This is a genomic window from Spirosoma sp. KNUC1025, assembly GCF_045160025.1.
Taxonomy (GTDB): Bacteria; Bacteroidota; Bacteroidia; order Cytophagales; family Spirosomataceae; genus Spirosoma.
The window spans coordinates 3879975-3892943 of record NZ_CP087139.1; the positions used below are offsets into that span (position 1 = coordinate 3879975).

General features: G+C 49.1%; 10 protein-coding genes and 1 pseudogene. 7 read left to right on the forward strand and 4 right to left on the reverse strand.

Features of this window, described 5'->3' with window-relative positions:
- The first annotated feature begins 73 nt into the window (after positions 1-73).
- From LN737_RS16860 to LN737_RS16875, 4 genes and pseudogenes are all read left to right on the forward strand, one after another.
- A complete protein-coding gene (locus LN737_RS16860; protein WP_405510960.1) occupies positions 74-859 on the forward strand; it encodes an SDR family NAD(P)-dependent oxidoreductase in 786 nt (261 codons plus the stop codon).
- Positions 860-1001: 142 nt separating this feature from the next.
- Positions 1002-2338 (forward strand): annotated as a pseudogene (locus LN737_RS16865) (MFS transporter).
- A gap of 164 nt (positions 2339-2502) precedes the next feature.
- A complete protein-coding gene (locus LN737_RS16870; RefSeq protein WP_405510961.1) occupies positions 2503-3180 on the forward strand; it encodes an SDR family NAD(P)-dependent oxidoreductase in 678 nt (225 codons plus the stop codon).
- Positions 3181-3393: 213 nt separating this feature from the next.
- Entirely contained in the window at positions 3394-3813 is a 420-nt protein-coding gene (locus LN737_RS16875; protein ID WP_405510962.1) for a LytTR family DNA-binding domain-containing protein, read from the forward strand.
- A gap of 186 nt (positions 3814-3999) precedes the next feature.
- Here the strand turns inward: LN737_RS16875 and LN737_RS16880 are convergent, their stop codons facing one another.
- Both LN737_RS16880 and LN737_RS16885 read right to left on the reverse strand, forming a co-directional pair.
- Positions 4000-5745, reverse strand: a complete 1746-nt coding sequence (locus LN737_RS16880) for an alpha-L-rhamnosidase C-terminal domain-containing protein (protein WP_405510963.1) — start codon at positions 5743-5745, stop codon at positions 4000-4002.
- Positions 5746-5784: 39 nt separating this feature from the next.
- Entirely contained in the window at positions 5785-6675 is an 891-nt protein-coding gene (locus LN737_RS16885) for an alpha/beta hydrolase (RefSeq protein ID WP_405510964.1), read from the reverse strand.
- A gap of 434 nt (positions 6676-7109) precedes the next feature.
- Here LN737_RS16885 and LN737_RS16890 point away from each other — a divergent pair, with 434 nt between their 5' ends.
- Positions 7110-7511: a hypothetical protein gene (locus tag LN737_RS16890; RefSeq protein ID WP_405510965.1), complete on the forward strand. Its 402-nt coding sequence runs from the start codon at positions 7110-7112 to the stop codon at positions 7509-7511.
- 178 nt (positions 7512-7689) lie between these two features.
- Here LN737_RS16890 and LN737_RS16895 read toward each other — a convergent pair whose 3' ends face one another.
- Positions 7690-8295 (reverse strand): T9SS C-terminal target domain-containing protein, encoded by a 606-nt coding sequence (locus LN737_RS16895; RefSeq protein ID WP_405510966.1) that lies wholly within the window; start codon positions 8293-8295, stop codon positions 7690-7692.
- A gap of 457 nt (positions 8296-8752) precedes the next feature.
- Between LN737_RS16895 and LN737_RS16900 the strand changes: the two genes are divergently transcribed.
- The gene (locus LN737_RS16900) at positions 8753-9562 is read left to right on the forward strand and encodes a glucose 1-dehydrogenase (RefSeq protein WP_405510968.1); all 810 of its coding nucleotides are present in this window, start codon (positions 8753-8755) and stop codon (positions 9560-9562) included.
- Positions 9563-9665: 103 nt separating this feature from the next.
- Positions 9666-12296 carry an MGH1-like glycoside hydrolase domain-containing protein gene (locus tag LN737_RS16905; RefSeq protein ID WP_405510970.1) on the forward strand — a complete coding sequence of 877 codons (2631 nt, stop codon included), beginning with the start codon at positions 9666-9668 and terminating at the stop codon, positions 12294-12296.
- A 126-nt stretch (positions 12297-12422) separates the two neighbouring features.
- Here LN737_RS16905 and LN737_RS16910 read toward each other — a convergent pair whose 3' ends face one another.
- The gene (locus LN737_RS16910) at positions 12423-12965 is read right to left on the reverse strand and encodes a DUF6580 family putative transport protein (protein ID WP_405510971.1); all 543 of its coding nucleotides are present in this window, start codon (positions 12963-12965) and stop codon (positions 12423-12425) included.
- Positions 12966-12969 lie beyond the last annotated feature (4 nt).

The window sequence follows — 12969 nt, forward strand, 5'->3', positions numbered from 1 at the left end:
TTGAGACCCGCCATACATTATCAATTACACATTTCTCATTCTTAATTACCCATCATCCATTATTTTATTTCTAATGAGTAAAGAGATACTTCCTGGAGTTAAGCAATTTGATTTGAGTGGAAAAGCGGCCATCATTACTGGTGGATCAAAAGGGCTTGGTTTAGCCATGGCGGCTGGACTGGCATCGGCTGGAGCAAATGTTATGCTGGTCAACCGTAACGCTGAGGAAGGCGCACAGGCCGCCCAGGAATTAAGCGAAGACTTTGGTATCAAGGCCATTTCATTCCCCGCCGATATTGCCAGTCAGGAACAAACGGAAGCCATGGCAAAAGCGGCCATAGATGCGTTTGGTCGAATCGATATTCTTATCAACAGTGCCGGGATCAATATTCGTGGGCCTATAGACGAACTCACTTATGATGAGTTTCGCAAAGTGCTTGACGTAAACGTAAACGGTACGTGGCTTTGCTGCCGAGCTGTAACGCGCTATATGAAACAGGCTGGCAAAGGCAGTATTATCAATCTAGCCAGTACGCTCGGTTTAGTTGGGTTGTCGAACCGGACGCCCTATACGGCCAGCAAAGGCGCCGTTGTTCAGATGACCCGCGCGCTGGCGTTGGAACTGGCTCCCTTCAATATCACCGTCAACGCCATTTGCCCCGGCCCATTTTTAACGGAGATGAACCTGCCGATCGCGGATACGGACGAAGGGAAAAAGTTTGTGGTAGGAGCCACTGCTTTAGGTCGCTGGGGACATTTGCGCGAGATTCAGGGCGCAGCCATCTACCTGGCCAGTGATGCAGGCACCTATATGGTTGGTTCCATGCTGACCGTCGATGGTGGCTGGACAGCGAGATAAAACGGACAATTGGTCATTAGTCATTGGCTGCGCGTCATTTGTCTGTGCAAAAAGCGACAATCCATATTCTGATAACCAACCACTACTGACCTACTGACCAACCACCAATGACGCGAAGCAAATGACCAATTCACCAATGCCCATGAAACAGTCGAGCGAGGAAAAAAAACGAACCCGAGTGCGCTACAGCATGTTAGCTCTCGTCTTTGTCAACGTCGCTATCAATTACCTGGATCGCGCCAACATTTCAGTGGCAGCGCCCGCTCTGGGAAAAGATCTGAACCTCTCGTCGGTTCAACTGGGGTACATATTTTCGGCCTTCGGCTGGGCATACGCAGCTTTGCAAATTCCGGGTGGTTTAATTGCGGATCGCTTTGGCCCCCGCGTTCTCTACGCTTTCTGTCTCATTACATGGTCACTGGCTACGCTGGCGCAGGCATTTGTCAGGGGAGTGGGTTCACTGTTTGCGCTACGTCTGGCAACGGGTACGTTTGAAGCGCCTTCCTATCCAATCAATAACCGAGTTGTAACCAACTGGTTCCCCGACCACGAACGGGCTTCGGCTACCGCCATGTACGTGTCAGGACAGTTTATTGGTCTTGCTTTCCTGACGCCAATCCTGGCCCAGATACAGGCGTATGCAGGTTGGAAAGGCTTGTTTATTTGTACAGGCGTCGTCGGACTGATCTGGGGTATTATCTGGTATATGGTTTACCGCGATCCGCTCGAACATTCGGGCGTGAATCAGGCGGAACTGGATTACATTGAAGAGGGTGGAGGGCTGTTTCGGGCTAAGCCAGCGGGCGTAGTACAAGCCAGCGTCTGGACATTGGATAACCTGCGGCAGGTCTTTTCCCGTCGTACGTTGTGGGGTGTTTATATTGGTCAGTTTTCGGTGAATGCTACCCTGTGGTTTTTTCTGACCTGGTTTCCAAAATATCTGGTTGATTATCGGGGCTTGGTTTCGTTAAATCAGGTTATCTGGCGATGATTCCCTTTCTGGCCGCCTGCGCTGGTATACTGCTGTCGGGCTTTCTATCGGATAAACTGATTCAGCAGGGCAAATCAATCGCTTTTGCCCGAAAAACACCGATCATTCTGGGTATGCTTATAGCGATCAGTATCATTGGACCAAATTACACGAACGATACGGCGCTGATAATTTTCTTTCTCTCACTTGCCTTTTTTGGTATCGGTATGGCGCTGATTTCCTGGGTGTTCGTCTCGATTTTATCGCCCAAACATTTAATCGGTCTGACGGGTGGCGTGTTCAATTTTATGGGTAATCTTGCCTCGATTGTGGTTCCTATTGCCATTGGCTATCTGGCACAAAACGGGAATTTTGCGCCAGCGTTGGTCTTCATCGGAAGCATAAGCTTTATTGGCGCCTGCTCTTACATATTCCTGGTCGGAAAGATTGATAAGGGAGAACTTTCCAGCGAAGCCAAAGCCGATCAATTGATTTTAAAAAACGAATAGTTTTAAGCGGGGACACTAATCCTGGCTCGTCATTTAAAGTTTGCAGGTGGCAACCTGCATGGTAAATCTATGTCAGACGTAACGTATTTCCCTGACCGTTTTAAGGATCAGGTTGTCATTGTCACGGGGGGGCGGATGGTCTTGGTAAAGCCATTGCTCGGCGATTGGTAGCTGAAGGGGCTTCTATTGCGCTGTTTGACCGGAACCCCGTACTGATGGAAAAAACGGTCCAGGAACTATCCGCATCGGGTGGTTCAGTTCGGGCATACTCAGTCGATATTGCTCAGGAAGCTCAGGTCCGGCAGGCGATTGACCAGGTTGTTGCCGATTTCGGAAAACTGAATGTCGTTGTAAATTCAGCGGGTATAGTGGGGCCAACCAGTACAAACATCACAGCCTATTCCACGGCCGATTTTGAGCATGTGTGTGCCGTTAATTTGCTGGGAAGTTTCCTGATTACCAAATACGCTGTATCAGTTATGGCCAGTCAGAACTACGGGCGGATACTCCTGATGGCGTCCATTGCCGGGAAAGAAGGTAATCCGGGTATGGTGGGGTATTCGGTCAGTAAGGCGGGCGTTATTGGTTTAGTTAAAGCCATTGCCAAAGAATACGCGACGACCGGAGTATCGATTAACGGACTGGCTCCAGCCGTTATCAAAACAGCGATGAACGACAATACGTCGCCCGAACAGTTGGCCTATATGACCGCCAAAATTCCAATGGGAAGGCTGGGTCAGGTCGATGAAGTAGCCGCTATGGTTTGCTTCATTGTATCGGCTGAAAACAGCTTCTCAACCGGCTTTATTTATGACATTTCGGGCGGACGGGCAACGTATTGATAACTGAATCTAAAAACCGGTTGCTGTATCTCTGTTCATAGGACAACACCGAAAATGCTATTTCGTCAACTGTATAATAACGGTTAAAGTCCCTTTTAATACGGTTCATACGATGTTATATACCATTCACTACAGCAGGAGTTGAGGGTGATGTTTGCGGAGGATAAGTTTGTATTGTTCATTCAATAAAATCACACCTTTCCTCCGCATCGCATGAATCCACTTACTCACTCTCAGCACAACGCATTTAGCGCACCGGTTCCGGCCACGTACGCCAATCGTCCCCGTCGCATTTCACTTGTTACGCAAAACCGTTCTATCCTGGTATCCATCGAGGATATTGTCTGGCTGGAAGGTTCGGGAAATTACACGTATATACATACCCGCGATAAACGGCGTTACCTCATGGCAAGAACCCTGAAAAGCTTTGAGCGTGAGTTGGTTGGCGCTACGTTCTACCGCATCCATAAGTCGCACGTAGTGAATCTGGCGCACGTTCGGAACATCGAATTTGGCGATAACGCTACTGTGGAAATGGCTTGCGGACATACATTGATTATAGCCCGTCGTCGGATGACGTCTACGCTAAACCAGTATCTGAACCATCTGCAGTTAACGACGAACCTGAATTGAGCAGCTAAACAACAAGTCTAGATCAAAACAGATATGGCACTTTTCGGATCAGCTTCCCGAAAGACAGAATCTTTCGGGAAGCCATCTAAAACGCCGGCAATCAGATCGTTACGGCATAGCCAGCTTGAGCTGAAGATGCTGCTGAAGAAATCTTTTGCCGATCGCAAATAGATGGACCAGTACGTCTTACCGAATGATGCGCACTTCTTTCGGGCCGCTTATTTCCGACTGGATTTTACCATTTGCCTGTTTAGTATGCTTTACTTTCACCACGCCATAGGGCGTTGGGAACGTACCTTCCGCAAATGCCAAGTCTTCCAGATGAGGCTCTATTTTGATCGCTTTACATCCTGGCTCTACTACGCTGATTCCCAGTACATGCTCTGTTAGCCAGGGGGTTGGCCCCGATGCCCAGCCATGCGACAGGCTGTGCCGGAAACCAACGTAACAGTAAGCGCCACAGTCGCCGTGGATATCTTTTTTACCATCGGCGACCAGTTCATCGATACGTCCGGTGTTGTTTACCCAGTCCAGGTTAAAATCTTCCCAGAACGTAGTGGCACCTAAGGCGAGCATGCCGCCCCAGAATTCCCGGATATTTGCCAGAGCCCCTTTGTAATCACCGGCTTTGGCCTGAGCCTGAAGCATATAATAGCCATAGAACGTCGAGAAGTTGTGGGCTCCATCTACAGCCAGTACGTCTTTATTTGCTTTGCTGGCAGGAACAAGACCTGAAAGCGCCAGTAACGCTGCGCCTTGTTTTGACCCATTCGGATCGGGGACGTACTGCTTCAGACGAGCCACAGCGGCATCGCATTTTCTGGCCGTTTCGGCATCGTTCAATAGTCGGCATAAATCGGCTCCCGCGTCCAGAGAAAGCACCATCATCGACTGTAAACCGGCATGAATCCCCTTCGCATTTTCGCTGGAAGGCCAATCCAGAAAGCGGGTTCCATCGAGCTTTTCGCTGTTTTTGTTGTCTATTTTCTGCATGAGCAGATTCAGCAGATTGACCAGATAGTCCTTTTGCTGTTTCAGGTACGCCATGTTGCCGTGGTGCAGATACCAGTCGCGCTGGATAAGAATCCACCACATTGAATACGTACTGATGCCGTTCATCCAGCCAGGCAGGGGCGTAATGTCGCGGGCCAGATCCAGACTTTTCGGCACTACGTCGTTGTAGCCAAATACGGCATTGATGGTCGATACTTCGGGGTGCATATCGCCCACCCACACCAGCCGGTCACGCTTAATGCCGTCCCATAGGTAATCCTGCATGTTGAGGTGAACCGTATAAGCGCCTGTTGCCCAGATTTTGTTTAACAACGTATCGCTGCTGTGAAACGACCCGAGGTAGGGAATATCACGGAAGGTAAAAATGGCGCGTACTTCTTTGAGTAACAACTCCGTATCGACATCCACCAGATCAATCCGAACGAACCGGAAGCCGGTATTGCCGATTTCCAGCTTACCCAGCCAGGGCACCTGAATCGTCATGTCGCGGATAGCATGATCGTTGGTGGCGTTCTGCTTTGGTTCAATATCGGCCATTGCTTCGCTGGCTGATTCGCCAAAGCGAATACGAACGGTAATGGGTTTACTGACTTTCCATTGTCCCGTTACGATCTGTAGCCCACCATGTAACTCTTTTCCAAAATCCAGCAATACGGAAGGTTTCCCCGTTCCGTCACTTTTGAGCGAACAAACTCCTTTACCCGATAAATCGGCCTGACCATTTCCTGGTTTAAGCAGCTGTTCCGCATTGGCAATTGTTCCACTTTTCCAAAGAATTTTGACGGGCGACAGAAACCGACGTACCGTGGCTTCTGATTGCGCCATCTGGGCTCGATACTGCTCAAAAACAGGCGGTAGCTGGGCAAATACTCTATTGGTAATGCTCAGTATACAGAAGAAAAACAGGGTCAATTTCATGGGAAGAGGATTCAGTCAGGAGGACGTAACGATACTAGTTTATTTATTTAGCCAGCCATTGGCCTGTAGCCAGCTTTTACATAAGTTCATCCACTCGTCGCGGGTGGGTGTGTTCAGAAAACCGTGATCTCCGGCAGGGTAGATGTGCATTCCGGCCGGAACCTCATGGCGATGCAACGCTTCATAGAAAGCCAGGCTGTTTTCAACAGACACTATTCTGTCGTCGCCAGCGTGTAATAAAAAGGCTGGAGGTGTTTGTTTGGTCACCTGCAACTCGTTGGAATAGAGCTTGATTTGGTCCGCACTGGGTGATTCGCCAAGCAGGTTTTTACGTGATCCGCTATGGCCAAGGCTATCGGTGAAGCTAATGACCGGATACACCAGAATCATGAAATCAGGTCGGAGGTTAACATTTTCGGAATTATCAATCATAGCTCGTTCACTATGCGTTCCTGCCGTTGCGGCCAGATGCCCGCCTGCTGAAAAGCCCACAATCCCAATTTTAGCTACATCCACGTGCCATTCAGCCGCCCGCTGCCGGACGAGTTTAATGGCCTGCTGAGCGTCCTGTAGGGGGCCAATCGATTTGTCGACCATGGTTTTGTCGTTTGGGAGCCGATACTTCAGTACGAAAGCGGTTATCCCCATTTTGTTAAAGGCTTCGGCCACTTCGTATCCTTCCCGTTTAATCACCAGGGCACCATAACCACCACCGGGGCAGATGATAACCGCAGTGCCGTTCGGGGTAGGTGGTGTATAGACGGTTAGGGTAGGCGTCGATACGTTTAAAACGACCTGCCCGGCATTGTTTACCTCCTGGTCAGGCACCGCTCTGGCATTCGGTACGCCATTCAGATAGAGTGGAATAACGCGCTGGGCCGCGGCCAAGTGTATAATCAGAAAAAAAACGGGTAGCAGAATAGCTCGCACAGTAGGTATAAATGATTGGTTCAGAATAAAAGTACAAAGGCCGGATAATCTGTTGATCGGCTATAAACAAAAATGCTTTCCGGCAGCGCGTGGAAAGCATTCTTTTGTCAACCTATGATGAAAACAATAAGCGTCTACAGGACCCTCCATTATTCACTGCATAAAATAAGTATAATGAAAGCCCGGAACTTTCCTATAGTTACCCATTATAAAGGAATGTTCGTGCTGAAATTACCGGTTTTTGCTTTTAGGATTTTCCTGTATACACATTTAAGAAAGCGTATACAGTCGTAAAAATACTTTATGAATCTGCTCCGTTCGGGCACTGACCGCTTATGGAGAAAATCGACCATTCATCTGAATATGGGAAGCTGAGCAAACGCGGACTTGTCTTTTGATTGAGCCAGTAAGCGCTAACCAAACCAAATACTACTATGAAAACCCTTATCACTTCTCTCTTTCTGATCGCCAGCTTATCGACGTTTGCTACACCAAATCCAGGTAACAAAAAAGACCGTCCCACCAAGTTAGTTCAATACCAGATGGGGGCCTTTATAACCGCTGACGGAGAAAAACTACGTGTCAATATCGACAAACAGTTAGGCGGGCAGGTGTTCGTCCAGCTCGTTGATACGAAGGGCCGGTTGTATTATACGCAAACGCTTGAATCGGCCGAAGATAAAGCACGGCTTAGCCTGGATATAACCGCACTGCCAGACGGTGAGTACGTGCTTAAAGTTTCCAACGGACTTGAGGTGGAGATACGTAACGTAACGATTGCTACGCCCAAACCGACTCCTTCAACCCGAACAATTACAGCAACGTCAAAAGAATAATCGCGCAACTTGCTCCCTGAAGTGCGGTACAAAAAAGCCCGCTGTTTTCTCATGAAAACAGCGGGCTGGGAGGGGATTGTGTGGTGGGTCGGGCTTGTCCGAAAAGACCGGCCTGGTAAAGTTGAGAATGTGTAATTGAATCAGCCGAGGCTAAAGCAATTCTTAAGTAGTGCGTGACTTAATGACGAATGTCGACGCGCGTAATGAACTGCTTCTGACTTGGGCCAACCACGAAGGTATAGGCACCATCTGGTAAGCCAGACAGGTCGAACCGGCGGGTTGAACCTTTGAACGAATCCGTTTGCACCAGTACGTTCTGTGCATCATAAATCGCTATGTTCGCATCATCTACGTTCTTAGCGGGCAATACTACTTCGATTTTATTCTTTTCGTAAGCCGTAAGCGTAGGCTCAGCAACTTGTTTCATCGTCCGTGGATCGACGTTTACCGAGTTCGACTTGATCGTCAGACCCTGCGACATCCACCAGGCGTTATTGCCAGCCGTCAGATAATACTGGCCATCGGGCAAATTGCTCAGATTGAATGAAGTGGCACCTTTCGCGTGTTTTGAGATAAGACCCCGGTAGAGTACGTTACCGTCGGCATCAATAATGGCCACGTCAACGGAAGCTCCTGGTTGTGTATAGATACGTACTTTCTTTTGCTCGGACTTCTCAACTTTCACACCACCCATTCCCGATCCATTGTCGGCTTTGGCATATCCCATGCCTGCCAGACCCCATGCTGACAGCAGTACAGCAATTGTTAAACGGAATTGTTTCATTGGTTTGAAATTTTTGTTATTACCGATACAAAGGTGGGTTGCCAACTAGGTATAATGCAATAGGTTAAGCGCTTAGGAGAGCCTAATCGATGAATATTCTTTAAAAAAGACAACTTGCTATTGGTAGAATGGGCTATTTGTGGGAAAAGTACAATAAGTCCCTATAAATGGCGTATATTTTGTATTTTTCTAATATTAGTAAATAGTAGGATTCTTTACGTGTACGTACCTAATTTACATCCTAATAATCCTATTTCGGAAAAAGTGTAGTCCTCGTGACGCAGGTGGCCTGATCATCGTCACAAGCTTTTCGGGAAATTAACATGCCATTAAGGCCTTGTTTTGATACGTGGCAGGCTCTAGTTTGCACGGATAATCAGGGTACGTCTGACTGCTAACAGGTTTTAAACAAAGTCCCGAAAATCGGCTTACACTAAAAAACGATTTAGAAACATTCATGGATCAAGTATTGAAGGGTCAAATAGCCGTGATCACCGGCGCTAGTAGCGGCATTGGTGCCGGCGTGGCAAAATCATTAGCCGCTGCCGGAGCTACCGTGGTTGTAAACTATCCAACGCCGTCTTCGCTACCTGCTGCCGAATCGGTCTTGAAGGAGATTACCAATGCTGGTGGCGCAGGTATGACTGCCCAATGCGATGTAAGTAAGGAAGAAGAGGTAGTCAACCTGTTTGCCGAGGTTGTGGCCAACTATGGTACAGTCGATATTCTGATTAATAACGCGGGACTCCAGCGGGACGCGAAGTTCGACGAGATGACGCTTGAGCAGTGGAATACCGTTATCAGCGTCAATTTAACCGGTCAGTTTCTGTGCGCCCGTGAGGCTATCCGCGAGTTCCTTCGCCGGGGTCCCCGACCTGACGTATCTGTAGCGACGGGAAAAATCATCTGCATGAGTTCTGTTCATGAACTGATTCCCTGGGGTGGTCATGCCAATTACGCGACGTCGAAAGGGGGAATTAAAATGCTTATGCAGTCGCTGGCGCAGGAATATGGCGACCGAAAAATTCGGGTTAACAGCATTTGCCCGGGGGCCATTCAAACACCAATCAACCGGGCCGCCTGGGAAACACCACAGGCATTGAATAGCCTCATGACCCTCATTCCCTATAATCGGATCGGGCAGCCATCCGACATTGGCAATCTGGCCGTATTTCTATGTTCTGATCAATCGGACTACATTACAGGGGCAAGTATCTTCATCGACGGTGGTATGACGGTTTTTGAGGGTTTTGCCACCAATGGGTAATAAAAGTGGGGAAAAGGCAGGAGGGAGTAATGGGAAAATGATCTTTAGTTTTTAGAAACAATTCGTCCCGTTCCTCCTTCCCCCCTTTTCTTCCCGAATCTCTATGACCACCGAACAAAAACGTTTAGAAGACCCCCTTTGGCGGCAGTGGGGACCCTACGTATCCGACCGGCAATGGGGAACCGTACGTGAAGATTATAGTGCTAATGGAGATGCCTGGCGCTATACAACCCACGACATGGCACGTAGTTATACGTACCGCTGGGGCGAAGAAGGAATTGGCGGCTTCTGCGACGATAAACAACAACTTTGTCTGGCTCTGGGACTCTGGAACGGGAAAGATCCGATTCTGAAAGAACGCTACTTCGGGTTGACGAATGGCGAGGGCAACCATGGCGAGGATGTAAAGGAGATTTATTATTACCTCGACAATACGCCCTCGCATTCGTATCAGCGGATGCTGTATAAGTACCCTCAGGAAGCATACCCCTACGAATGGCTGGTCGAAGAAAATCGCCGTCGGTCGCGGCTGGACCCGGAATTCGAATTACTGGAAACGGGCATTTTCGACGACGACCGTTATTTTGACGTTTTTATTGAATACGCGAAAGCTGGCCCCCATGATATACTCATGCAGGTAACGGCCTATAACCGTGGCCCCGAACCGGCAGAACTGCACCTGCTTCCGACACTCTGGTTTCGAAATACCTGGGTTTGGGGCGACGATTCGGATGGTGTACCCAACAGTAAACCCGCCCTCGTATTGCTGCCTACAGATACCGTAACGGTAGAAGATTCGGACCTCGGACGGTACGTTCTGCATGCAGATGGTCAGCCAGAATGGTTATTTTGTGACAATGAAAGCAACCTGGCCCGACTTTATGATACGCATACCGGTTCGCGCTATCCAAAAGATGGCATCAACGATTATGTGTTGCAGGGAACAGCAACAGTAAACCCCGCTCATTGCGGTACAAAAGCCGCAGCGCACTACGTCCGGAATATAGAGCCAGGTAAGTCGGCTACAATTCGTTTACGACTGGAAAAATCCAGCAGCGCGAAACCTTTTGCTGACTTCGACACGGTTTTCGCCAGACGGAAGGCAGAAGCCGATGAGTTTTACCGGGCCATTCAGCCTGGTAAAGCCACCGACGACGAAAAAATGGTGCAGCGTCAGGCGTTTGCCGGGATGCTCTGGAGTAAGCAGTATTATTATTACGACGTATCGCGCTGGCTTTCCGGTGATCCGAACAGTCCACCACCGCCACCCGAACGGCAAAAAGGCCGAAATCATACGTGGTTGCAGTTGATCAACGCCAGCGTCATTTCGATGCCCGACAAATGGGAATACCCGTGGTACGCAGCCTGGGACTGGTCGTTTCATTGTGTTACTCTATCACTTGTCGATCCGGGTTTTGCCAAGCAGCAGCTCATGCTCCTCACCAATGAGTGGTACATGCACCCCAACGGGCAGTTACCGGCGTATGAATGGAATTTCTCGGATGTAAATCCGCCTGTTCAGGCTTGGGCTGCGTGGCGCATTTTTTACCTGGAGCAGCAACGTAAGCCCGGCGAAGAAGATTTGCCGTTTTTGCGGGGGATTTTTCATAAACTGATGCTCAATTTCACCTGGTGGGTGAATCGCAAAGACGATACCGGAAATAACATCTTTGAAGGCGGCTTTTTAGGGCTTGATAACATTGGTCCTTTCGACAGGAATACCGTTTTTCCTGATGGGAGCCATCTGGAGCAAGCCGACGGTACGAGCTGGATGGCGATGTATGCCCTGAATATGATGCGTATCGCGCTGGAACTGGCCCGCCACGATTGCGTTTACGATGAACTGGCTACGAAATTTTTCGATCACTTTTTATACATAGCCGGAGCCATAACCAATATTGGCCAGAGCAATATGGGGCTGTGGGACGAAGGGGATTCGTTTTTCTACGATCAACTACGTATGAGTGATGGAAGCGTTCACCGATTGCGCGTCCGAACGCTGGTGGGCCTGATACCGATGTTTGCCGTAGAGATTTTGGACAATGATCTGCTGAAAGCTAATCCGGCATTTCTCCAACGAATGGTCTGGTTTCAGGGGCACCGCCCCGATCTCTATCACCAGGTGTCGCGGTATACTGAAAAAGGGGTCGACCAGAAGCGATTGCTCAGTTTGCTACGTGGTTTCCGATTGAAAGCACTGCTCAATAAAATGCTAGACGAAAATGAGTTTCTAAGCCCACATGGCATTCGGGCCGTTTCGAAAGTCTATCGTGATCATCCCTATGAATTTACGCTGGATGGCACAGTTTTCCAACTAACGTATACACCTGCTGAGAGTGACAGCGGTATGTTTGGCGGTAATAGTAACTGGCGTGGCCCGGTCTGGATGCCTACAAACTACCTGCTGATTGAAAGTCTGGAACGTTTCTACGATTATTTCGGCAACGAGTTTACGGTCGAATATCCCATTGGATCGCAGCATCAAATTACGCTGATAGCAGTCGCCCGCGAACTTACCAATCGACTTATCAGCCTGTTTACATTGGATGAGTCGGGTAATCGGCCTGCTTTCGGACAGCACCGCAAATACCGAGACCCGAATTTTCGCGATTACGTTTTGTTCTATGAATATTTTGACGGGGATAATGGGCGAGGTGTCGGGGCCAGCCACCAGACGGGCTGGACAGGATTAGTAGCTGAATTAATAAACCGGAAGTACGGCAGCCTGGTGTGATCGTTCGGGTACGTACAAATAATACCTCTTACTCCAAACCCCGGATGGGGCTCACCTTGCGAATGGTTAAAGAGTGCCCCATCCGGGGGAGTAATGCGTAAAATGGATACTAATCTGTAGGTCGCATTAACTCCGAGCTGGACGTAACGTAGTAAAGCGTTGCTGAAGCAGGTAATAGCCGCCAAAAAGTACAGCGCTGAAAAACAGATCACCGAGCAGGCCATTCACAAAGAAAGACGTACCGTTATAAAACGCAAGTCCGGCAGCGTAGCAGCCCATCAGTCCTGCCATCGTTTGCGGGTAAAAGGAACTGCCGTACCAAACCGCAAAATTTGTGATAAGAAAAAACAGAATTGAGGAAGCAATGGAAGCTCCGGCAATGCGGACGGCTGTTGGCTGCTTCAATGCCCAAAGGCCAAGCAGCCATGTTAGGGCAAAACTGACGTAAACAGCGCCCATACTACCGTGAAAGCCAATCAAGGAATCGCTCAGGAGCATGGCTGCCATAGGAACGGCCAATCCCAGCCATTTCCGTTCAAAGGTTGCTGCGCCAAACAGCGCCAGGGCAGCAACAGGGGTGAAATTGTACCAGTGGGGCACTAGCCGAAACAAGGCAGTAGCGAGAACAACCGCAGTAAGTGTGGTCAGGCGAATCTGAAGCGGCTTCATAAGT

Coding starts and splice junctions, on each gene's coding strand:
- LN737_RS16895 (WP_405510966.1), bottom strand. CDS start 8,295: ATGAAACAATTCCGTTTAACAATTGCTGTACTGCTGTCAGCATGGGGT.
- LN737_RS16905 (WP_405510970.1), top strand. CDS start 9,666: ATGACCACCGAACAAAAACGTTTAGAAGACCCCCTTTGGCGGCAGTGG.
- LN737_RS16890 (WP_405510965.1), top strand. CDS start 7,110: ATGAAAACCCTTATCACTTCTCTCTTTCTGATCGCCAGCTTATCGACG.
- LN737_RS16900 (WP_405510968.1), top strand. CDS start 8,753: ATGGATCAAGTATTGAAGGGTCAAATAGCCGTGATCACCGGCGCTAGT.
- LN737_RS16860 (WP_405510960.1), top strand. CDS start 74: ATGAGTAAAGAGATACTTCCTGGAGTTAAGCAATTTGATTTGAGTGGA.
- LN737_RS16910 (WP_405510971.1), bottom strand. CDS start 12,965: ATGAAGCCGCTTCAGATTCGCCTGACCACACTTACTGCGGTTGTTCTC.
- LN737_RS16875 (WP_405510962.1), top strand. CDS start 3,394: ATGAATCCACTTACTCACTCTCAGCACAACGCATTTAGCGCACCGGTT.
- LN737_RS16880 (WP_405510963.1), bottom strand. CDS start 5,745: ATGAAATTGACCCTGTTTTTCTTCTGTATACTGAGCATTACCAATAGA.